18 protein-coding genes are annotated in these 21945 nt (G+C 46.5%); 3 read left to right on the top strand and 15 right to left on the bottom strand.

The window, feature by feature from the left end:
* Positions 1-54: 54 nt before the first annotated feature.
* The 3 genes from VP504_RS01770 to hrpA form a co-directional block, all read right to left on the bottom strand.
* Positions 55-912 carry a DNA ligase gene (locus VP504_RS01770; protein ID WP_325892654.1) on the bottom strand — a complete coding sequence of 286 codons (858 nt, stop codon included), beginning with the start codon at positions 910-912 and terminating at the stop codon, positions 55-57.
* A 176-nt stretch (positions 913-1088) separates the two neighbouring features.
* A complete protein-coding gene (locus VP504_RS01765; RefSeq protein ID WP_325892652.1) occupies positions 1089-1700 on the bottom strand; it encodes a murein L,D-transpeptidase catalytic domain-containing protein in 612 nt (203 codons plus the stop codon).
* A gap of 340 nt (positions 1701-2040) precedes the next feature.
* Positions 2041-5883 carry an ATP-dependent RNA helicase HrpA gene (gene hrpA, locus VP504_RS01760; protein WP_325893958.1) on the bottom strand — a complete coding sequence of 1281 codons (3843 nt, stop codon included), beginning with the start codon at positions 5881-5883 and terminating at the stop codon, positions 2041-2043.
* Positions 5884-6262: 379 nt separating this feature from the next.
* Here hrpA and VP504_RS01755 point away from each other — a divergent pair, with 379 nt between their 5' ends.
* The 3 genes from VP504_RS01755 to VP504_RS01745 all read left to right on the top strand — a co-directional run bounded on the left by VP504_RS01755 (position 6263) and on the right by VP504_RS01745 (position 8188).
* Complete coding sequence (locus tag VP504_RS01755) at positions 6263-6619, top strand: YibL family ribosome-associated protein (RefSeq protein WP_062706192.1); 357 nt, start codon at positions 6263-6265, stop codon at positions 6617-6619.
* Positions 6620-7194: 575 nt separating this feature from the next.
* Positions 7195-7608: an OsmC family peroxiredoxin gene (locus VP504_RS01750; protein WP_062706189.1), complete on the top strand. Its 414-nt coding sequence runs from the start codon at positions 7195-7197 to the stop codon at positions 7606-7608.
* Positions 7609-7735: 127 nt separating this feature from the next.
* On the top strand, positions 7736-8188 hold the full coding sequence (locus VP504_RS01745; RefSeq protein ID WP_325892650.1) for a tellurite resistance TerB family protein: 453 nt from the start codon (positions 7736-7738) through the stop codon (positions 8186-8188).
* A gap of 236 nt (positions 8189-8424) precedes the next feature.
* Here VP504_RS01745 and btuD read toward each other — a convergent pair whose 3' ends face one another.
* The 12 genes from btuD to infC all read right to left on the bottom strand — a co-directional run bounded on the left by btuD (position 8425) and on the right by infC (position 21943).
* Positions 8425-9180: a vitamin B12 ABC transporter ATP-binding protein BtuD gene (gene btuD / locus VP504_RS01740; RefSeq protein ID WP_325892649.1), complete on the bottom strand. Its 756-nt coding sequence runs from the start codon at positions 9178-9180 to the stop codon at positions 8425-8427.
* Positions 9177-10163, bottom strand: a complete 987-nt coding sequence (gene btuC, locus VP504_RS01735) for a vitamin B12 ABC transporter permease BtuC (protein WP_325892647.1) — start codon at positions 10161-10163, stop codon at positions 9177-9179. The genes btuD and btuC overlap by 4 nt, the downstream gene beginning before the upstream one ends.
* A 62-nt stretch (positions 10164-10225) precedes the next feature.
* A complete protein-coding gene (locus VP504_RS01730; RefSeq protein WP_325892646.1) occupies positions 10226-11299 on the bottom strand; it encodes a succinylglutamate desuccinylase in 1074 nt (357 codons plus the stop codon).
* A 198-nt stretch (positions 11300-11497) separates the two neighbouring features.
* Positions 11498-11794: an integration host factor subunit alpha gene (gene ihfA, locus VP504_RS01725; RefSeq protein ID WP_062706172.1), complete on the bottom strand. Its 297-nt coding sequence runs from the start codon at positions 11792-11794 to the stop codon at positions 11498-11500.
* 410 nt (positions 11795-12204) lie between these two features.
* Positions 12205-14595, bottom strand: a complete 2391-nt coding sequence (gene pheT, locus VP504_RS01720; protein ID WP_325892645.1) for a phenylalanine--tRNA ligase subunit beta — start codon at positions 14593-14595, stop codon at positions 12205-12207.
* A 19-nt stretch (positions 14596-14614) separates the two neighbouring features.
* Entirely contained in the window at positions 14615-15598 is a 984-nt protein-coding gene (pheS, locus tag VP504_RS01715; protein ID WP_062706165.1) for a phenylalanine--tRNA ligase subunit alpha, read from the bottom strand.
* Between the two features lie 624 nt (positions 15599-16222).
* Positions 16223-17332 carry an ABC transporter substrate-binding protein gene (locus VP504_RS01710; protein ID WP_084387649.1) on the bottom strand — a complete coding sequence of 370 codons (1110 nt, stop codon included), beginning with the start codon at positions 17330-17332 and terminating at the stop codon, positions 16223-16225.
* A gap of 146 nt (positions 17333-17478) precedes the next feature.
* The gene (locus VP504_RS01705; RefSeq protein ID WP_325892644.1) at positions 17479-18516 is read right to left on the bottom strand and encodes an ABC transporter permease; all 1038 of its coding nucleotides are present in this window, start codon (positions 18514-18516) and stop codon (positions 17479-17481) included.
* A gap of 60 nt (positions 18517-18576) precedes the next feature.
* Positions 18577-20076: a sugar ABC transporter ATP-binding protein gene (locus VP504_RS01700; RefSeq protein ID WP_325892643.1), complete on the bottom strand. Its 1500-nt coding sequence runs from the start codon at positions 20074-20076 to the stop codon at positions 18577-18579.
* A 630-nt stretch (positions 20077-20706) separates the two neighbouring features.
* On the bottom strand, positions 20707-21060 hold the full coding sequence (rplT, locus tag VP504_RS01695) for a 50S ribosomal protein L20 (RefSeq protein WP_002540099.1): 354 nt from the start codon (positions 21058-21060) through the stop codon (positions 20707-20709).
* Positions 21061-21102: 42 nt separating this feature from the next.
* On the bottom strand, positions 21103-21297 hold the full coding sequence (rpmI, locus tag VP504_RS01690; protein ID WP_002540100.1) for a 50S ribosomal protein L35: 195 nt from the start codon (positions 21295-21297) through the stop codon (positions 21103-21105).
* A gap of 100 nt (positions 21298-21397) precedes the next feature.
* The gene (infC, locus tag VP504_RS01685) at positions 21398-21943 is read right to left on the bottom strand and encodes a translation initiation factor IF-3 (protein WP_082111321.1); all 546 of its coding nucleotides are present in this window, start codon (positions 21941-21943) and stop codon (positions 21398-21400) included.
* Between the last annotated feature and the right edge of the window lie 2 nt (positions 21944-21945).

Genomic DNA, 21945 nt, shown 5'->3' with positions numbered 1-21945 from the left:
TGGGAATATGCAAAGTGTGACCGATAACATTAACTCTTAGACGACAAATGAAGGTTATTGCTTACTGGCATCTACTCTCATAAAACGCGCAAACTTGGGAATGCCGTTTTTGGTGAAACCGTTGTGGCGATAGGTCACCATATCACCCAATTCTGGCGGATTTTCCCTTTGAGCATCTGAGAATCCGGTGCCGATTTTGAATTCCTTTCCATCTGGCATTCTCACCACCAAGGCGCCCATCCTACCCTCATGCTTTCCCTTCCCTTTCACATATCCAATCACTTCCGCTTCCGCATCGTCGACGAGCTTCATTTTGATCACATTCGTTGAGCGGCCTGGCTGATAAATACCGCTGCGCTTCCTAAGCATAAGACCTTCTCCACCTGACTCATTTACAGATTCAAGCAGCGCTAACAGAGACGCTTTGCTTTCAACCGGTTTGTGTTCAACATAACCTAGATGAGGAATGTTCAGCCCCTGCGCCATACTCTTAAACTGCTTGTATCGAACATCAAAACTATCCAAACTGGCAGGAAGATCGAAGACCATAAACTTCACCTTATCCCACTCTTTATCATTGGGCTTGCCATCCATCACCGCTGCCATGGTTTCTTCAAAACGGTTACGTCCTATCCAAAGCTCACCTTCCAGGGGTATTTGCGGTAAGGCATCAATAAACCATTTCGGCGCATAGATAAGTTTACCCTGACGCGTGAAAAGGTACTCACCGCTCCAGTAAGCACGAATACCATCAAGTTTTTCACTGAAAAGATAGTTTTCCCAATTGTTGATTTTTGCGATTTCATAAGGGATAGCAAGTTGCGGTTTATAGTGAAGGCAAGTATCAGCAGAGACGCTTGTAGTCGCGAATAGGCCTAAAGAGATGGCTAATAGGAGTGGCGCTGTTTTCATGGTATCGACTCAATGGTTTCAGGATGTTGAATCCATTTTTCCTCCCGTTCGTCCGAATACCAGTTCGAGTGAGCTATTTGGGATGCCTCATCAAAATCTCATCCTGTTGTTACAGAGAAAAACAAAAAAGCGGCGCATCCGTCTGAATGTACCGCTTCTTATACTGGATTGACTCATCAAGCAAAAGCGTAGATATAAGTTCCATCTTTGATGGTATTAATCACCTTCTTCGATAAGTATTTTGGTAGTGCCGGGCAACCCCAACTACGTCCAAGTTGGCCCGTCTTGGCAATGACATTGGGATGGGCGTACGCCGCACCATGGATAACAATCGCTCTTTGGCGTGCGTTGTCGTTCACGCCTTTAGACAAACCATCGAGACGCAATGAGTAGCCGTGCTTTCCATAGTAGGTCTCTGCAGCGCGGAACACGCCAATGGAGGTCTGGCGAGAGTTCACCACATTAGAAAATGTCTTCGCATAAAGTGAGCCGCTGTTTTTGCCATGGGAGACATAAGAAGCAAACAATACTTTACGCTTCGCTGCATCAATGACCCAAAAACGCTTTTCAGAAGAGGGCTTGCCATAGTCAATGAGAGTAAAAACAGATTTCCCTGTTCTATGTGTGCGGAAGTGATTGTAGGCTTTCTGGAATTTATCAAAGGTCACTTCATCAGAGAGGTTAAGTTGCCGATACATCGAATGTGCATCTGGCAGAATGGCTGCAAATACGTTCGCAGAAAACAGTAATAAAATGAGCGCAAAAGTCGCTTTCAACGCCTTAAACATAACATTCCCCGTAAATGGTATGTGATTAAAAAATGCGTGCCGAGCAATGCAAATCGGCTAATCCCATTTATGTCATACCAAAATTCGTGCCAGAGCCTTATCTGAAACGATTAATTGTATTTTTTCAGTAAGTTAGCTTTTTCAGTTTACAAACTGCGCATTCTTCCTTTCGTGCGTAACCTGCATGTGGTCGGTGAGAAAGGCATATGCTTGCCGTTTGTCATCACCTGTATGAAGGAATGTTGCCATAGCGGCAAAAGGTGAGAAAGCCAGCGACAACGCTGGCTTTCTATTTTTATAGATAAGTGACTCTAAGATGAAACATGACTGTAAGGAAGATCTAGATAGCGTCGATAGCGTTCTTGATTCGCTTATCTGAAATCGGATAAGGCGTACCAAGTTGCTGGGCGAAGTAGCTGACACGAAGCTCTTCAATCATCCAGCGAATTTCCTTCACCGACTCAGGAACACGCTGCCCTTTCGGGATTTTGTTCAGCAGCTCTTTATAGTCGTTAGTGACAGATTCGATCTTGAGGATGTGCAGACGATCCTTGTTAGGATCAATCGGCAGTTTCTCCAAACGACGCTCAACTGCATTCAGGTAACGTTGAATATCCGGCAGACGTTTCCATCCGCATTCTGTCGCAAACCCTTTGAAGATCAATCCTTCAACCTGTGCTTTGATATCCGACAGTGCGAACGCCATGGTGAAATCGATTTTACCTTTCAGCTTCTTATTGATGCTGAATGCCGTCGTCAGGATCTGTTCGACCTGTTTGGCGATTTCCACCACAGTGTCACCCAGTTCTGCACGAACATATTCTTTCAGCGCTTCAAACTCTTCAGGCTGCCACTTCAAACCGCCCTGAGACTCAATCAGCTTGTCGACACCACATGCTATGCAGTCATCAATCAAATCCAGCACACGGCCGTACGGGTTGAAGTACAAACCGAGTTTGGACTTGTTCGGCAAGTTGTCGTGCAGATACTTGATTGGCGATGGTACGTTCAGAAGGATCAGACGTCGCTGACCTTGTTGCATCGCTTGACGCTGCTCTTCTTCTGTTTCGTAAAGCTTAATGCCCACCGAATCTTTGTTATCAACAATCGCCGGGAAAGCTTTTACCTCAAAGCCACCGCGTTTTTGCTGATACATTTTCGGCAACGTACCAAAGCTCCAGGTGGTCAGCCCTTGTTGCTCGATATCGTCATCCGCAACCTGAGACAAGGTTTCCTGAACCTTCTCTTTCAAGCCATCTTTCAACTCATACAAATCGTAGCTTTCGTTCAGCTTGCGATTCTTGTGGTCCACCGCGCGATAAGTGATCTTCAAATGCTCAGGCAACTGGTCCAGCTGCCAGTTTTCACGAAGCACGGTCACGCCAGTCATACGTTTGAGCTCCTTCTCCAACGCATCCAACAAGGGCATTTCCATTGACGTAACACGCTGCAGGAATGCAGACGCATAGTTTGGTGCTGGCACAAAGTTACGTCGTAACGTTTTTGGCAACGATTTAATAAGCGCAACAATCAGCTCATGGCGTAATCCCGGGATTTGCCAATCAAACCCTTCAGGTTCAATCTGGTTCAACACCGGCAGCGGAATGTGAACCGTCACACCATCGTGGTCTTCACCTGGTTCAAACTGATAGCTTAACTTGAGCTTCAGATTGCCCTGATGCCAGAAGTTCGGGTAATCCAGTTCAGTCACATGGCTGGCATCGCCTGCCAGCAGCATGGCTTTTTCGAAGTTCAGCTTTTCTGGTTCATCCCGGCTGGCTTTCTTCCACCAGCTGTCGAAATGACGACCGGAAACTACAGTATGTTCGATACGCTGATCGTAGAACTCATAGAGCGTGTCATCATCAACCAGAATATCGCGGCGACGTGATTTCTTCTCAAGCTCCTCGACTTCCGCCAGCATTTTACGGTTCTGATGGAAGAACTTGTGTTTGGTATCCCAGTCCCCTTCTACCAGCGCAGAGCGGATAAAGATCTCGCGGCTGACAATCGAATCTATGCTGCCGTAATTCACCTTACGCTTTGGAACGATAGGAACGCCGTAAAGCATGACTTTCTCGAACGCGAATACCGCGGCCTGCTTCTTCTCCCAGTGCGGCTCGGAATAACTGCGCTTGATGAGATGTTTCGCCAACGGCTCTACCCATTCAGGCTGGATCTTGGCGGCAACACGGCCCCACAGTTTAGAGGTTTCGACCAGCTCGGCCACCATCACCCACTTCGGCTGTTTCTTGAAGATGCCTGATCCTGGGAAGATATTGAAACGGGCATTACGCGCACCCTGATATTCGTTCTTCTCCTGATCTTTCAGACCAATGTGAGAGAGCAAACCCGCCAGCAATGACATATGGATGGACTGATAATCAGACGGTTCCTGATTGATCTTAAAGCCCAACTCATTCACCACCTGACGAATTTGGTAATGAACATCCTGCCATTCACGAACACGAAGGTAATTCAAATAGTCTTTCTTACACTGCTTGCGGAACTGGTTTCCAGACAGCGCCTTTTGCTGCTCTTTGATATGTTCCCAAAGATTCACATAAGCGAGGAAATCTGACTCTTTGTCATAAAAACGGCGATGTTTTTCGTCGGACTGCTGCTGTTTATCGGAAGGACGCTCGCGAGGGTCCTGAATCGACAGCGCAGACGCAATCACCATGACTTCATGCAATGAGCCAAGACGGGCTGATTCCAACACCATACGCGCCAAACGCGGGTCGATTGGCAAACGTGCCAGATTACGCCCCGTTTCGGTCAGACGTTTGTGATCATCGTCTTTCTTGCCTTCTTTCAGCGCACCAAGCTCTTCAAGCAGACGAACACCGTCTGAAATGTTGCGGCTATCAGGCGGCTGAACGAATGGGAATGCAGAAATATCACCCAGACCAATCGCCGTCATTTGAAGAATAACGGACGCCAGATTAGTACGCAGAATTTCTGGATCGGTAAACTCAGGACGCGACAGGAAATCTTCTTCTGAGTAAAGGCGAATACAGATACCGTCAGATACACGACCACAGCGACCTTTACGCTGGTTCGCACTCGCCTGAGAAACAGGTTCAATAGGCAAGCGCTGAACCTTGGTACGGTAGCTGTAACGCGAAATACGCGCCGTACCCGGGTCAATCACGTACTTGATGCCAGGAACTGTCAGCGAGGTTTCCGCGACGTTGGTTGCCAGCACAATACGTCGACCAGAGTGGGACTGGAACACACGATTTTGCTCTGCCGATGACAGACGTGCATAGAGCGGCAGGATCTCGCAATCACGCAGATTGCGTTTATTCAGTGCATCGGCCGTATCACGAATCTCACGCTCACCGTTCATGAAGATCAGAATGTCGCCTGGGCCTTCGTCATGCAGTTCATCGACTACATCGAAAATCGCCTGAAGCTGGTCACGATCCGTATCTTCACTGTCTTCCACCAATGGACGATAACGCACTTCCACGGGATAAGTTCGGCCAGAAACTTCAATGATTGGCGCGCCACGGAAGTGGTTTGAGAAACGCTCAGGGTCGATAGTCGCTGATGTGATGATCAGTTTGAGGTCTGGACGCTTTGGCAGAAGCTGTTTCAGGTAGCCAAGGATGAAGTCAATGTTCAGACTGCGTTCGTGCGCTTCATCGATGATGATGCAGTCATACTGATTCAGAAAACGGTCATGCTGGATTTCCGCCAGCAGAATACCGTCCGTCATCAGTTTTACACGGGACTCTTCTGAAACCTGATCGTTGAATCGAACCTTGTAACCGACCGTTTTACCCAGTTCGGTTTCCAGCTCTTCGGCGATACGGGTTGCTACTGAGCGCGCAGCCAGTCGACGCGGCTGAGTGTGGCCAATGACGCCTGATACACCAAGCCCAAGCTCCATACAGATTTTAGGCAACTGCGTGGTTTTACCCGAACCGGTTTCACCGGCGACAATCACCACCTGATTGTTGGCAATCGCCTCTGCAATGTCGTCTTTTTTCTGACTGACTGGTAGTTGCTCAGGGAAAGTAATTTTTGGCTTGTTGGCCAAGCGTTGCATGCGAACTTGCATCGACTTAGCGATATCCAGCGCGATCTCATCGAAGACAGCCTGACGGGCTTCGTCTTTCTTGATGCGTTGCGCTCCCTTGATGCGTTTGCTGAGACGGAACTTGTCTTTCAGCATGCAATCATCAAGCGCAGCGAAAAGCTTTTTAGCGTTGTTTTGATGGATTGAAGTGGTCAAATCGATATCCAAAGAATTGCTGTTTTGAAGAAAATCCACTCACGATACGAGCGCGAGACTCGATAAGGCTCAGTACCGTTTTAAAAATTGCGAAGATTCTACCACAACACACCGCAAGCTCGATTGGCAATCTTACTTCTCGTTTCCAACCTTGCGGCATAGAGATAGTTAGGGAGACAAACTTGGTAGGATTGGCGAAGAACCGCAAGAGGCTCCAATTTATGGAGAGTCTACGATCTGACGGAAGATGCTTGGGTATACCATCTTTCTTAGCCTGTGGTACACTCCGCGCCCAAATCAATCTAAGTGGTCGATTACCATGAGCATTAAACAAGAACTTCAACAACTGAAAAACCGTCTGAACAAAAGCCAAGTCAAACTTGATGCCGCTAAGTCTCGTGGTGACGACGTGATGGTGACTAAATTCACTAACGACATTGAAGACTTGAATAAGAAAATCAGCCAACTGGCACACAAACAAAACTTCACCATAAACAAAGAGCGCAAAGCGCTACTTGATATGCCTTTTTCTCGTGAAATCACTAAGCAAGAACAAGCTGACATGGGTAAACTGAAGAAATCTGTTCGTGGTTTAGTTGTTGTTCACCCATTGACAAAACTCGGTAAAGAACTGAAGTTGGAAGTTGTAACAGGTTTTGCACCTAAGCAATTCTGATTTCTACCAATGGATGCCATTCTCTTTTATAAAAAAGAATGGCATCACTTAGCCAAAAACTCTCCTGACGCGCTTTCCCTTCACTAAAAACACCTCATTCCTCGTGGAATTTGCCCCGAGTTCAACGCATTGATGATCTCTGAAAAACCATCGTCAGGTTATTTGAGTAAAATTATCTTAGATAGCTCCCAACTTTATGATTTTTCAGCCGATAACTTTATGTTTCTACAACGTTTAAGAAAAATCACCTAAGTACACTACTACGTCTACGACTTTAGGGTAATGTCTTTATAGTGAGAAAATAACTCCTCATAAAATATGGCGAAATAGAGCGCGTTGAGTCCAAAATCGGTTTTGTAGTGCGGTCGTCTGCCAATGCTACGTTGCGCGCCTAATGGCGCGTTTTTTTATTCCCCACCGACATATATATCCTCTCTTACCGGGCAACTTTTCATTGTTTGTTCTAAGCTCCCTGCACTGAGACAATCTAACTGCAACCTAAGGTCAGTAGGTTATGACCCTGTAACTGGGACAAGTTCCCGATTGACTGGGTAAATTTAAACTAGGAGAAAATAATGCCAACACAAAAAGCCAATGCAGTATGGGAAGGTACGTTAAAGTCAGGCAAAGGCGTAATGAAATATGGTGATGTCACGGGTCCGTTCACTTTCGCTTCCCGTTTTGAGAATGGTGAAGGTACCAACCCTGAGGAGCTGTTAGGTGCAGCCCACGCTGGATGTTACTCCATGTTTCTTTCCGCGCTTCTATCGGAAAAAGGTCTAGTTCCAACCATTTCCACACAAGCCAAAGTTCACTTAGGTGATGATGATGGTCCAAAAATTACGCTTATCGAACTGGAATCTCAAGTGTCGGCTGATGGGCTGGAAGACAACTTACTTCAAGAATTAGGGGCAATTGCCAAGCAAAAATGTCCTGTGTCTCGTCTGTTCACTGGTGCTGAAGTGACACTTCAATTGACCCTCGCTTAAGCTTATTGACGCTCCTTTACCGTTTCATTGAGGAGCGTCTTTCCTACCTGCTTTGTAAATACGGTTTACATCACGTTTCTTTGTCGCGTACTCTTTGATAGACAGCAAATCAGGAGATGCGGCGGTTATGTTTTCAAAACTGTCTTCGATTTTAAAAGAAGTCTTTTCCGAAGAAGGTGGCAGCGCCACTTCAAATGAAATGCGATATCAACGCGCAATGGCAGGGCTACTATGTGAAGTAGCTGGTGCAGATCACCAGGTAGACCCCAGGGAGGAGAAGGCCAAGGTCAGTCTACTCTGCTCACTACTTAATATTGAGGAAGACGAGGCAGATACCTTGGTCGAGGATGCTAGAAAGGATAGCCATCAATCTGTTTCACTCTACGACTTCACCGACAAACTGCGTCAGTTGGAGCAAAATCAGCGGTACGATTTAGTCAAAGCGATGTGGGAAGTTGCGTATGCGGACGGCGAGCTTGATCCACTGGAGGATTCAGTAATACGTAAAACGGCGGAGCTGCTATATCTGGACCATGCTTTGTTCATAAAAGCAAAGCTAGAGGTGACTGGACAACAGTAATTGCTGTTCCTCGAAAGCCACTATCGCAGACTCACCACATATACCCAAACAACCTGAAGATGCAGGATTCAGCGAGATTGAGTGGCGTTGTGATCGCGGCGTTACTTTGCAGGTGTAGTCATCTCCATCAAAAAAGAACAACAAAGAGCACGGCGTCAGTCAACTCGCCCGAAGGGAGGCCTTCAATGCGCGCATCTTCAGGTCGTTTGAGTATACCGCTCCTATATCGCGTCTTTTTACTGGTTAAGTATCAATACTTGCCCATCTACTTCCACACGGCGAAGTTGAGCACCGAATGCTTCCTCTAGAGTTTCCACATCCATTACGTCACCGGGTATGCCTTGGGCGACGATATGACCGCTTTTTAGCAATATCACCCTGTCAGCATCCGATAGCGTGCGGTTGATGTCATGATTCGACATCACTACTGATACACCTTTATCCGCAATATTCCTGACCATTTTGTACATGACACTTTGCTGGGCGATGTCCAAAGCAGTTGCAGGCTCATCAAGGATCAGTAACTTGCCATCAGGATTAATGTCTGGCCAGATCTGTAAACATATACCGGCGAGGCGAACACGTTGCCATTCGCCGCCAGAAAGTTGTTCAGTGTTTCGGTTCAGTTTGTCAGCAATGCCCAACTCTTCACAAACTTCAGCAACTGCACGCTCTACTGTTAGTGAATTCTGTTGAGAAATGTTAGACAAACTAAGACTTAGATACTGATAAACACCAATAGCAAAAGCAGGTCTCTGCTGTTGGCTGAGATAGGCTCGCTGACGAGCAAGTGACAAGCTGTCAATATTGCGTACATCAACCCCTCCAAGTTCAACGCTTCCCTGCCCTACGGTTAGACCAGATATCAGTTCTAGAAGCGTACTTTTCCCGCTTCCATTCGGCCCTAACAGGTGAATAATCTCACCTTCATTGATACTGAAATTAAGAGGTAGCAGTCGCGTACCAAGCGCAATATCTTTTGCAATAATCATACGCGTCTTAACAACATCCAAATAAACAACGGCGCGCCGATGGTGGTCGTTACCGCACCCACTGGCAACTCGGCTTCCGCAATTGCTGTTCGGCCGATAGTATCAGCAACCAACATCAATGCAGCGCCTGCAACTGCCGAAAGCGGCAGCAAGAACTTGTTTTCTGTTCCCAGCCAAAGACGAAGAAAATGTGGAACAACAAGACCAACAAAGCCAATAACACCTGCCATGGCTACAGACGCCCCCACCAACAGACTAACCAAGAGGATCAAACGCCATCGCAGTGAGTCTGTATCGAGCCCCAATTGCTTTGCCTGGGTTTCACCTAACATCATCAGGTCTAGCCTTTTTCCTTGAAAGCAAAGCCATATCAAGGCCGGAACAACAATGGCGGTTAGTGTCAGTTGCGGCCAATGGACGCCGGACAGGCTACCCATCAACCAATACATTAGCTGGCGCAAATTGAGATCAGAGCTGAAATAGAATGCCCAAGTCACGATAGCACTAGATAGTATTCCCAACGCCACACCAATCAACAGTAATCTGGCAGTGGATATGGTTCTCTTTCTGGCCAGCATGACCAAAATTGCTGTGAAAGCCAAAGCTCCCATCATGGCAGATGCCATTAAAACATAAGGTGTGGCAAGTGTTGGAAAGAGAAATAGCACCAAAGCCAAAGCCAAGCTTGCACCACCGGATATTCCCAACACTCCCGGTTCAGCCAAGGGGTTTCCGAGCAGGACTTGCAATACCCCACCAGAGACCGAAAGAGATGCGCCAATTACAATAGCGGCAATAACGCGGGGAATCCGCAGTTCAGTCAACAGTTGCTGTTCCAGAGGAGAACTCAAAGAAATTGGAGATATCCAGATTTCACCGGCGGACAACGAAAGAAGCACACTGACAGTGAGAAGGCAAAGAGAGATGATAAGTGCTGCATGCCAGCGCCTTTCCCGGCGCTGGACAAGTTGAAGTAAATGCATGGTTTCGGGTTTTGATCACAATTGCCGCCAACCATACATAGAACAGATTAAAATGAAAAGCGCTAACTTAAAGACCTGCTGTGATTCGCACTATAGGCGATAGACTCTGGCTCCCGCTCTACGTTGACATAGAGCGGCTCCGACAGATCTGGCTCGAATGGCTGAACCAATAGCGCTGCACGCTGACCTATGGCCACTTTTGAATTTGGGAACACCACTGCTTCACCGCCTGCAATTGCGGAAAATACAGTGCCATTTTCTTCTGCTAACTCTTCACCCTCTGCAAAATACGTAAAGTTCGCAGCGTCATCACTAAAAGCGAGGTTAAAAGCATCATCGGTTTTAGTGATAGTTCTCGTCACTTTATAGCTGGAGAACCCCTTCTCTGAAGATGGAGCGGGAAGTACCTCACTACACATCAGCGCCACTAATGCTTCGCGTAATGGTACAAACTCCCCCATGTTGTTTTCGTAAAGGCGCGCAACACGCCCCATTTCAAACGTGGCGGCCATTGCGCCAAACTTTTCAGCGCTATACCAACTGAATGTTGATGAAGGTGTTCGACTAAGCATGACGGCATCCATATGGGATGCTTTGAGGAAACCTAAAAGTGGCCTTACATCGGTCGCTTTTGAAGACGCCGGCACCACACCAAACATATAGTGTTTAGATGCCCTGATGGCGCTGTGTAGGTCAAAATGCCAAGGTTCTTCACTACCCTTTGCAAAAAAGGCCTGAACTTGTGCCTGCAGCTCATTTGCAAGCTCACATTCTTTGTTTCTGACAGGGTTTTTACCGGCAAACAAACGGTTCAAGTTTTCTTCAATAAAGCGCGTATGGGCATGAATAGCGTCTGGATGGGCGATGATGAACAGTAAGCGAGTGGTAGGCTGAAATGCTTCATCGAGAATACTGGAAACCAAGTCGTCTACAAGCTCGATAGGTGCGGTTTCGTCACCATGAACACCCGACGATACCACGATGGCTTTATCAGCTTTTGGTGGCGTGATTTCAACAACACCTATTGCGTTATGGCAGACGCTGACACCGTTAGAAAGGGTTATGCTGCTAGGGAGGAAATTACTGGGTGGATATAACGTGTGCTTTAGAAATCCCCCGGAGAGTTGACTATCCATTTCAAGCTGTCCCTTTTGATTATTTTGTTTTATGTGTTCTTCTCGTATCTGACCCCCAATATACAAATTAAACACTCTGATAACAAACGCAATTAGGCACCTATATCACAATGGGACTCTGCCAAAGTGGCTAACTTTCAGGCAATAAAAAACCGCGGTTAAATAACCACGGTTCTTTGGAAAACTCTCGTACGACGATTAATTGTCTACTTTGGCTTTTTCGACACGTGCCTTCAGTTTTTGGCCCGGACGAAACGTGACAACACGACGTGCCGTGATAGGAATATCTTCACCCGTTTTTGGGTTACGGCCAGGGCGTTCGTTCTTGTCACGAAGATCAAAATTTCCGAAGCCAGACAACTTAACTTGTTCGCCAGTTTCTAACGCTTTACGAACCTCTTCGAAAAACGCCTCGACAGTTTCCTTGGCGTCCCGCTTGCTCATCCCGACGTTCTCAAACAGGTTCTCAGCCAACTCGGCCTTGGTGAGCGCCATAGGTCATTCCCTCAAGAAATGTTGAACACAAATGTGATACGTCGTATCTACACCATGATTGCACTACATAAAGAATTATTCACTTGCTCCTTCGTCGGGCAGCATAATCTCTAGCAGCAACTTACAAATAGTGTAAGCCAACTGGCTGATTTGCGCCAACTTTTTTCCATATCAATATTTGGAACAATGCTCTGTTTGTGAGCTTTTCATTCTTAAACCATGCATAAAAACTGAGACATACCATTGCGAATATAGTCATTAAGTAATGTTTTTACAGGGGTTTTAATCGTTTGCTTGACACAACTTGTTAAGATTCTGATAAAACACAGATTTATCAGAACAATATGTGTTAGAACTTCTAGACATAAAAAAAGCAGCCACATGGCTGCTTTTTATTAACATTTTTGTAATTAGTCGCGAAGATGCGCACCAAACTTGTCACCAAGCAGAGCGACAACCGATGCAACCGCCTCAGAAATATCACTTTCTTCCAGTGTACGCTCAGTTGATTGCAGGCTAAGTGCAATCGCAAGGCTCTTCTTACCGTCTTCAACACCCTTACCTTTATAAAGGTCAAATAGTTTAGAGCCGGTGATCAGTGCATTCTTAGTTTCCAAACACGCACGTACTACTGCTTCAGACTCTACGTCATCAGCGACGATTACAGCGATATCACGGCGGTTAGCTGGGAACTTGGAGATGACGACTGCTTCTGGAATCACACGCTTGTTGATCGAAGACCATTCGATTTCAAACACGATGGTACGGCCGTTCAAACCAAACTTACGCTCAAGCTCAGGGTGAACAGTTCCAATGTGACCCACCACTTCACCGTCTACTTCAATAGCCGCAGACTGGCCGGGATGCAATGCAGGGTGTTTCGCCGCTTTAAAGCTGTAGTTGAGTTCGTTAGAAGTCAGCTCCAGAATCGCTTCCAGATCACCCTTCAGGTCGAAGAAATCCACTGTGTTAGTGGCAATATCCCAGTGCTCTTCAGAACGAGGACCTGCAATCACCCCTGCCAGCATCATTTCTTGCAACATGCCGTTCTCAGCACCTTCTGCAGGGATGAAACGTAGGCCAGCTTCAAATAGACGAACGCGCGGCTGCTGACGCTTCTGGTTGTAAGCAACAGTGTTCAACAGGCCAGTCCAAAGACTCAGGCGCATTGCTGACATATCTGCAGAGATTGGGTTAGGCAGAACCAAAGGCTCTACATCTGGCACAATCAGTTTCTGTTGGTTTGGCTCGACGAAGCTGTAAGTAATCGCTTCATGATAACCACGGTCAACCAATAGATCACGAACGCGCTTCAGAGGCTGATTGGCTTCTTTGTGCTCGTTCATGTTCAGAGACGCAATTGGTGCTTGGTTTGGAATGTTGTCGTAACCGTAGATACGGCCAACTTCTTCAATCAGGTCTTGCTCAATCGCCATGTCGAAACGCCAAGATGGTGCTTTCGCAGACCAGCCTTGTTCAGTCGTTTCAACTTCGCAGCCCAGGCGGCTCAGGATTTCCACTACATCTTCAGAAAAAATATGGTGGCCCAGCAGATTGTCCAGCTTGGTGCGACGCAGCGCAATAGTGTTCGCCTTGGGCAGGTGTTCGTCAGATTCCTGACCCACGATATCCCCTGCTTCACCGCCACAGATTTCGATAAGCAGCTGGGTAGCACGCTCCATCGCGTAGTTTTGCAGTGTTGAATCAACACCACGTTCAAAACGGTGTGAAGAATCAGTGTGCAGGCCATAGCTGCGCGCGCGGCCGCGGATAGCGTCTGGTGCAAAGAACGCCGCTTCCAGCAGAACGTCAGTCGTGGTTTCTGCATTTACGCCAGAATCCTGACCACCAAAGATACCAGCAATAGCCAGCGCTTTGTTGTGGTCAGCAATCACCAGTGTATTTTCGCTCAGTTCAGCTTCGTTACCGTCCAACAAAACCAGTTTTTCACCTGGTTTCGCCATACGCGCAACAATACCACCTTCGATCTTCGCCAGATCGAATGCGTGCATTGGCTGACCTTGCTCCAGCATCACGTAGTTAGTAATGTCTACAATCGGGTCTATAGAACGGATACCGCTGCGACGCAGTTTTTCCTGCATCCACAGTGGCGTAGCCGCTTTAACGTTCACGTTGCGAACCACACGGCCCAGGTAACGTGGACACGCTGTTGGCGCTTCGATGGCAACAGAGATTTTGTCGTCGATTGCCGGAGCTACTTTCTCGAACGCTGGCTGACAAACTTCTGCACGGTTCAGAACGCCCACTTCACGTGCCAGACCTTTGATGCTCAGACAGTCTGCACGGTTTGCAGTTAGATCCACATCGATAGTCACATCGCTCAGCTTCAGGAACTCACGGAAGTCGGTACCGATCACTGCATCCGCAGGCAGTTCCATGATGCCGTTTGATTCAACATCAATGCCCAGCTCGGAGAACGAACACAGCATGCCGTGAGAAGGCTGACCACGCAGTTTCGCTTTCTTAATTTTGAAGTCGCCTGGCAACACAGCGCCAACAGTCGCTACTGCTACTTTCAGGCCAAGACGGCAGTTCGGTGCACCACAAACGATGTCCAGCAGTTCTTCGCCGCCAACGTTCACTTTGGTGACACTCAGTTTGTCTGCATCAGGGTGCTGGCCACACTCAACCACCTCACCAACAACAACGCCGGTAAAATCACCTGCAACGGCTTCAATGTCGTCTACTTCCAGACCCGCCATGGTGATTTGGTGTGCCAGTTCTTCGCTGTTTACTGCAGGATTAACCCACTCGCGAAGCCAGGATTCACTGAATTTCATTTATCAATTACCCCAATGCTTACTTGAATTGTTTCAGGAAACGCAGATCGTTCTCGAAGAACGCACGCAGGTCATTTACGCCGTAGCGCAGCATGGTCAAGCGCTCTACGCCCATACCGAATGCGAAACCTGAGTATTTTTCTGGGTCAATGCCAACAGAACGCAGTACGTTCGGGTGAACCATACCGCAGCCCAGTACTTCCAACCATTTACCGTTTTTGCCTTTAACATCAACTTCTGCTGAAGGCTCAGTGAATGGGAAGTATGAAGGACGGAAACGTACTTCCAGATCTTCTTCGAAGAAGTTACACAGGAAGTCGTGCAGGATACCTTTCAGCTGTGCAAAGTTTACGTTTTCGTCAACCAGCATACCCTCGACCTGATGGAACATTGGGGTGTGAGTCTGGTCGTAGTCGTTACGGTAAACACGGCCCGGTGCGATAAAGCGCAGTGGCGGCTGGTTGGTTTCCATCGTACGGATTTGAACACCTGAAGTGTGCGTACGCAGCATCAGATCAGGGTTAAAGAAGAAAGTGTCGTGATCAGTACGTGCTGGGTGATCTTCCGCAATGTTCAGTGCATCGAAGTTATGGAATGCGTCTTCGATTTCTGGGCCAGTTTGAACGCTAAAGCCAAGCTCACCAAAGAAGCTTTCGATACGTTCGATAGTGCGGGTCACTGGGTGAATACCACCGTTTTCGATACGACGCCCCGGCAGAGTCACATCAATGGTCTCAGCAGCCAGTTTTGCTTCAAGCTCTGCACTTTCCAGTGCAACTTTACGCTCGGTCAGCGCTTGTTGAACTGCTTGCTTTGCTTTGTTGATGCTTGCACCCGCTTCACGGCGCTCTTCCGGCGGAAGTTTACCCAACTGCTGAAGCTGGAGGGTTAGCTCGCCTTTTTTGCCCAGGTACTTAACACGTACCTCATCCAGAGCCGCAACTGAATCAACTGCTTCGATAGCAGCCGTTGCGTTGGATAGAATCTCTTCTAGTTGTTGCATCGTTTCCTCATCTGCCTGTCCAGGCAGTGTCCTACGGGGGAGTAAAAGATATACCAATTCTCGTAGCAGAATCCGTCTTTCCAGTACGAATTCGCATCGGCAGATCACGCTCTGAGAATTGGTATAAGACGTAACGATACATAGTAATTAAACCGCGGCTTAAATCCAATCTGAAATACACGATAAGTGCCTGTCATGCTTATTTCATCGCCATATTTATTTATGAGATTGGACTTTATGGAGGAAGATTGTGAATTGTTGTAACGCCTAAGCAATTTTCTTGCTTGAATGATTCCTTAAGTTTCATTCAAAAATGGAGTTGAAGTGCATGCAACAGCTATACCCACATATGGTCTCCTCCTAGTTTGCAAGACGACAGGTTTGATTGAAGGGACAGGTTTGCTTTCATATATCCGGCCTGTTTGTGAAGCGTCGCTTCTGGCCTTGATGTTCCTTTTTGATGGAGGTGACTACACCTACAAAGGAACGCCGCGATCATAACGCCAGCCAAACTCGCTGAATACTGCATCTTCAGGTTATTTGGGTATAGGAATCGCATAAATTAAGCATTTTAAGTTTGGTTAAGAGAACCACCTGCTAAGCAGGTGGTTCTCTTATTGAGGGTTAATTAACGCCCCAAATCTTTTTGTACGCATCTTGGTAGCCGTTTTCAGGATCGTATACGTTTCTGTCACCGCCATCGAATGCAATATTCTCCTTGGTGACAAGGTGCACTGGCGTAACGTATCCCGATGGCGCCTCTCCTGCTAATGCACGATTAACTTCATCAAGGATCTGCCATCCGTGAAGGCGAAGTGGTTCAGGTACAGTTGCGGCTTGAGAATTACCCTCTCTAATCCTTTGAAAAGCGGAGACTGAGCCATCACCAGCAGAAATATTGTAAGGTGCATCTACGCCGCCTTTACCAGCCGTTTTCAAAGACGCAGCCATAAAGTCAAAGTAAAGATCATTAATCCCGAGTGCATATTCGAAATCGTCGCCATATTTTTGAAGTAAACTAAAGGTCATTGCTGGCATACGATTTGAAGTGTCAGATAGCGGTGTGTCAATAAACTCAACCACTTCACATTTCTCACATTGTTCGATAACAGCTTTCATTGCATTCGCTTTATCAAGGGCTATCTGATAGAGCGAGTCAGTAAAGAAAATCGCCTTCGCTTTCCCTTCCGACTCTGCAACTGCATACATCGCAGCAATTTTTGCAACGTCTTGTGAATCTGACGTCACGTTATAAAACATGTCAAACTCGGGAACTGGGCCTGGGTCAGTCACCGCATGCCAGCCAACTAAAACAATATCCTGTTTTCTAGCCTTTTTTAGAGGAAATTTTGCAACATTCGGATTCCAGCCACCCACGATAATCGCATGAGGTTTTTTTGCTATAGCTTGGTTTAGCGCAGCTAGTTGATCTTTTACCGAGCCAGCTCCGTCAAAAACATCAAGTTTCCAACCAGCAGCTTTTGCTGCTTCCTCTAAACCATCTTTCACACCCAAAACACCACCATTCTTCATGTCAGAGGCAATGTATACAATGTACTTATCTTTTTGCAGTGATGGACCTGTTGTTGGGCCAGTCCAAGGTGCATTGGGTGCTGTTGCTTTTTCTACAATCTCCTTCGCATTGTCTACGAAAGTATCAGCTGACGCCTGCCAAGGGATATAACCAAGAGATATGCATAACGCTAAAGCAACTGACTTTCTAAGGCTTACCATAACTTACTCCTTTCGTTTGGGTTACCATTTTTTAGTGAAATGATGGATATTTGGACTACGCCTACTGCATCCATCAACAGCATCTATAGATAACGTCATTCAACATCACGATTCCTCGTCTTGGGTATGGGGAACCTTGCCGAACGCTACCCTTTCTTTGGTTTTTTCCGACTACTCATTCTGCGGCGTTGGGCATAACCCGCCAAAGAAATCGATAACAACAAAGTTGCCCCGTTAAAAAGCGGTTCAACCCAAAATGCACCGCCAAATTGCTGGATACCCGCAATACCAATGGCCAGAATGCTTATTCCAATAACAGTTCCCCAGACGTTAACCCGCCCTGGACGAATAGTTGTTGAACCGAGAAATGCCCCTACTAAAGATGGCAAGAGGAAATCTAAACCAACGCTTGCCTGTCCAACCCCCTGCTCTGCCGCTACTAAAACACCCGTGAAACCAGTGAGTAGGCCAGAGCCAACAAAGGCGCCGATCACATAACGGTTAACCGAGATGCCATTTAATCTAGCGGCAGTAGGATTACCACCTACTGCATACATACAACGACCAACGGGTGTTCTTTCAGTCAATAGCCACAGAATGATTGCAGCCGCAACGACATAAAATGCAGGGAGTGGAATGGAAAAAAGCTCGGTATGGTGCAGTGCATAAAAGCTGTCAGGCAAATCAGCGACGATCTGCCTACCGCCTGAATACCATAGTGCGATTGCATAAATGACAGTTCCAGAGCCCAACGTAGCAACAAAGCTATCTATGTCCGCTAAAGCAACAAGCAAACCATTAAGAAAGCCATATAGCGCTGATGCCGCTAATACAACCAACATGGCAGCCTGCCAAGACAATCCATGTTCATATTGAAGGTTGATTGCGAGTATGTGCCAAAGAACGATACCAAAGCCCACATTTAAATCTATCTTTCCAACGATCATGGTGATTGTTGCTGCTAGCGCCAACAGGGCAATCTTTGATTTGCTTGCCAAGATAGCCTGAACGGTTAGCATTGAAGCAAAAGAAGGGGTCAATGCAGAGAAAAGTAAAACCATCAGAATACAAAGAAAAAACAGCCCGTACCGTGTCATTCCCTGTAGGCTCCAAGCTGCGAATCCATCTTGAGCGATATTGACGTTCGACTCCAAAGCTGTAGATTTTATAGATGTTTTAGACATAACACTTTTAATCCTTTATACGTGTCAACGGTGTTTAAGCCTTGTTATTCAGGTTGGGTTTCAAGCGCTGCCCATAGACATCGCCAGCAAATTTGAAAACGAAACGTCACTCTCCGTGAGTTCACCAACAACTCTCCCCCGCTCAAACACCAATGCCCGACGACATATCTTCGATACCTCCTCCAGATCGGAAGAGATAACAATGACAGAAATACCCTGCTCCAGCGCTTTGTCTAAAAGGTCATAAATCTCTGACCTAGCTCCAACATCCACGCCTGTCGTTGGGTCTTCTAAAATGAGCAACGGATTTTCAAGGTCCATCCACCTTGCGATAACGACTTTTTGTGCATTTCCACCCGACAACGCACTGACTTCTATGTCGACATCCTTTGGGCGAATATCAAAAAGCTGCACTTTCCACCACGCCTTGCCTATTTCCTCTTTACCGCCGTAAAAACCGATAGCGCTATCAGACGTTAGTGCCGGATTAACAAAGAGGTTCTCACGGACAGACATAGAGGGGATTAAGCACTCGTTATTCCTGTCACCTGCGACTAAGGAAATACCATTAGAAATGGCTTTCAACGGATCAGAGGGGACGTAATCCTTACCGTTGAAAAAGATGTGCCCACCACCATAAGAACATTCGCCAAATAGACCCCGACCGATGTCTTCTTGGCCAGCCCCACGAAGCCCAACCAAAGCGATCATTTCTCCTTTCCTTAACGAGAAAGACACTGGGCCTGTATTTCCAAATACCACATTGGTACAAGTGAGCGTTGTAGGAGAGTTTGGCGCGCAATGGTGTGGTACACGCTCTTTTGTTTCTTCACCAACGATTAAATGAACAAGCTGGCGTATATCATAGTCTTTGGCATTACCGACCTCTATGCGGCTACCATCACGCATGACGCATATCTTGTCCGCAATTTCGACGACCTCATCAAGTCTGTGTGTAACATAAATCATGCCCACTCCCTCATCCCGTAATCTATTGATAACGCGAAAGAGATGTTGGACATCATCCGCAGGAAGGCTGGCCGTTGGCTCATCAAGTACGAGAATTTTTGCATTCACAGCAATAGCCCTCGCAATTGCGAGAAGTGACTTTTCTGTTCTAGAAAGGTCAAAGACTCTAGCTTCTGGGTCAATAGCAATGCCGGCATTTGCCAAAGCTTCAGAGGCAACGATGTTAAGTTTTCCCCAGTCAATGAAACCTAGCTTCTTGGGAAAACCCATCACTAAAGCCATATTTTCAGCAACGGTCATCCATTCGACGAGACCAAGATCCTGATGAATAAATGCGATAGGTTGTGATTTCTCATTAATAAGAGATCGCGCAGAAGAAATTCTTTCTCCTTCCCATCGAATAGTTCCATGATCGGCCTTATAAACGCCAGCCAAAATCTTTATGATAGTGGACTTACCAGCGCCATTTTCTCCAAGCAGCGCAACAACTTCTCCTCGGTCTATGTCTAATGACACGCTCTTGACCGCGTGGTTACCTCCAAATCGTTTATCAACGTTTTGAAGCTGAAGTAATGGTACAGCTGTGGTCATCGTTCCTCCTTCGACACCAGTGCCATTCTAAACTGGTATTTATTAAGTACCAGTAGTCTAGTCTAGTTATGATCACCTAGTCTCTTTGGATTTTGATAACACATCTAAAATCTCATAATTAAAACATCTTTAAGTTTGGAGCAATAAAGACATTACGTAATTATATTCATATATAACAACATCTTATATTCATTTCTTGTCACTTAAAGATGAAGTATAGACGAGGACGCGCGCATGGCTAAATAACAATATTTTACTCTCGTATGTAATCCCGCAGAAATTTGGCCTAGTATTCATACCAGTTTCAAGTCAAATATCTAGATATCTGGTCAACATTTTCATGAAAACTAATCTTAGACTTCTATCCTGCGGACGATAGTGAAAAATGAGAAGGCAACACTGTGTATTGAAATGCTTAAAAGCCTTGAAAGATGGAACTAATTTTGCCTAAACCATCGGACAGCAATGCGAACGATAAGAGTTCTAAATAGCTGGATAGTGCATGAACAAACGACCTGAAGTTGCTGCATTCACGCATCTTGAGGGGGGTGGATATATCGCTGGTAGGAAAAAAGAAAGAAAAAGGGGAGCCTAAGCTCCCCTTTCTCACAAAGTCTATTCTGTAATAAATTACAGAGCAGCTTTCGCTTTCTCTACCAAAACAGAGAATGCAGCTTTGTCGAATACAGCGATATCAGCCAGGATCTTACGATCGATTTCGATAGACGCTTTCTTCAGACCGTTGATGAAACGGCTGTAAGACATACCGTTTTGACGAGCCGCAGCGTTGATACGTGCAATCCACAGTTGACGGAATTGACGTTTCTTCTGGCGACGGTCACGGTAAGCGTATTGACCAGCTTTGGTTACTGCTTGGAAAGCTACGCGGTAAACACGTGAACGTGCACCGTAGTAGCCTTTAGCTTGTTTCAGAACTTTCTTATGACGTGCACGAGCTTGTACACCACGTTTTACGCGAGGCATTATGTCTCTCCTAAACTAATTCGTTAAAAATACTAAGAAAAATTATGCGTATGGAAGCATACGCGCAACTGCACCCATTTCGCACTTAGGCAGAATTGAGTTAGGACGCAGTTGACGTTTGTTCTTAGTAGTACGCTTAGTCAGGATGTGACGCTTAGTTGCGTGCTTGAACTTGAAACCGCCACCAGTTTTCTTGAAACGCTTAGCAGCGCCTTTGTTTGCTTTCATCTTAGGCATGATGAATAACTCCGCATTGTATGCAATTAATAACAGTGTAATTTGGCGAACAAAGAGGCTATGCCCGAAGGCATAGCCTCTCGTTACTTGTATGCCGAAATTACTTCTTCTTAGGGGCAAGAACCATGATCATTTGACGACCTTCAATTCTTGAAGGGAAACTTTCTACTGAAGCGATTTCAGCAGTGTCTTCCTTCAGTCGGTTCAGAACGTCAACACCGATATCCTGGTGCGCCATTTCGCGACCACGGAAACGGATTGTAACCTTGACCTTGTTACCCTCTTCAATAAAGCGAACCAGGTTGCGTAGTTTTACCTGATAGTCGCCAATATCGGTTCCAGGACGGAATTTAACTTCCTTGATCTGGACAATCTTTTGCTTTTTCTTCTGCTCTTTCGCAGCCTTACTCTTTTCGTAGATGAACTTGCCGTAGTCCATCACACGACATACTGGCGGCTCGGCATTAGGGCTAATTTCTACCAGATCAACACCAGCATCTTCTGCTGCTTTAATCGCTTCATCATATGAAACAATACCAAGCTGATCACCATCAATACCAGTCAGACGTACTTCACGCAGACCACGAAGTTCTTCGTTAAGACGGTGAGCATTTTGTTTAGCCGGGACTTTTCTTGCGCCTTTAATAC

Source organism: Grimontia sp. NTOU-MAR1, from assembly GCF_035758505.1.
GTDB classification, from domain to species: domain Bacteria; phylum Pseudomonadota; class Gammaproteobacteria; order Enterobacterales; family Vibrionaceae; genus Enterovibrio; species Enterovibrio marinus.
Note: the sequence above shows the minus strand (reverse complement) of the source record. Positions and strands in the feature narration are given on the sequence as shown.

Coding starts and splice junctions, on each gene's coding strand:
- VP504_RS01770 (WP_325892654.1), bottom strand. CDS start 912: ATGAAAACAGCGCCACTCCTATTAGCCATCTCTTTAGGCCTATTCGCG.
- VP504_RS01765 (WP_325892652.1), bottom strand. CDS start 1,700: ATGTTTAAGGCGTTGAAAGCGACTTTTGCGCTCATTTTATTACTGTTT.
- hrpA (WP_325893958.1), bottom strand. CDS start 5,883: ATGCTGAAAGACAAGTTCCGTCTCAGCAAACGCATCAAGGGAGCGCAA.
- VP504_RS01755 (WP_062706192.1), top strand. CDS start 6,263: ATGAGCATTAAACAAGAACTTCAACAACTGAAAAACCGTCTGAACAAA.
- VP504_RS01750 (WP_062706189.1), top strand. CDS start 7,195: ATGCCAACACAAAAAGCCAATGCAGTATGGGAAGGTACGTTAAAGTCA.
- VP504_RS01745 (WP_325892650.1), top strand. CDS start 7,736: ATGTTTTCAAAACTGTCTTCGATTTTAAAAGAAGTCTTTTCCGAAGAA.
- btuD (WP_325892649.1), bottom strand. CDS start 9,180: ATGATTATTGCAAAAGATATTGCGCTTGGTACGCGACTGCTACCTCTT.
- btuC (WP_325892647.1), bottom strand. CDS start 10,163: ATGCATTTACTTCAACTTGTCCAGCGCCGGGAAAGGCGCTGGCATGCA.
- VP504_RS01730 (WP_325892646.1), bottom strand. CDS start 11,299: ATGGATAGTCAACTCTCCGGGGGATTTCTAAAGCACACGTTATATCCA.
- ihfA (WP_062706172.1), bottom strand. CDS start 11,794: ATGGCGCTCACCAAGGCCGAGTTGGCTGAGAACCTGTTTGAGAACGTC.
- pheT (WP_325892645.1), bottom strand. CDS start 14,595: ATGAAATTCAGTGAATCCTGGCTTCGCGAGTGGGTTAATCCTGCAGTA.
- pheS (WP_062706165.1), bottom strand. CDS start 15,598: ATGCAACAACTAGAAGAGATTCTATCCAACGCAACGGCTGCTATCGAA.
- VP504_RS01710 (WP_084387649.1), bottom strand. CDS start 17,332: ATGGTAAGCCTTAGAAAGTCAGTTGCTTTAGCGTTATGCATATCTCTT.
- VP504_RS01705 (WP_325892644.1), bottom strand. CDS start 18,516: ATGTCTAAAACATCTATAAAATCTACAGCTTTGGAGTCGAACGTCAAT.
- VP504_RS01700 (WP_325892643.1), bottom strand. CDS start 20,076: ATGACCACAGCTGTACCATTACTTCAGCTTCAAAACGTTGATAAACGA.
- rplT (WP_002540099.1), bottom strand. CDS start 21,060: ATGCCTCGCGTAAAACGTGGTGTACAAGCTCGTGCACGTCATAAGAAA.
- rpmI (WP_002540100.1), bottom strand. CDS start 21,297: ATGCCTAAGATGAAAGCAAACAAAGGCGCTGCTAAGCGTTTCAAGAAA.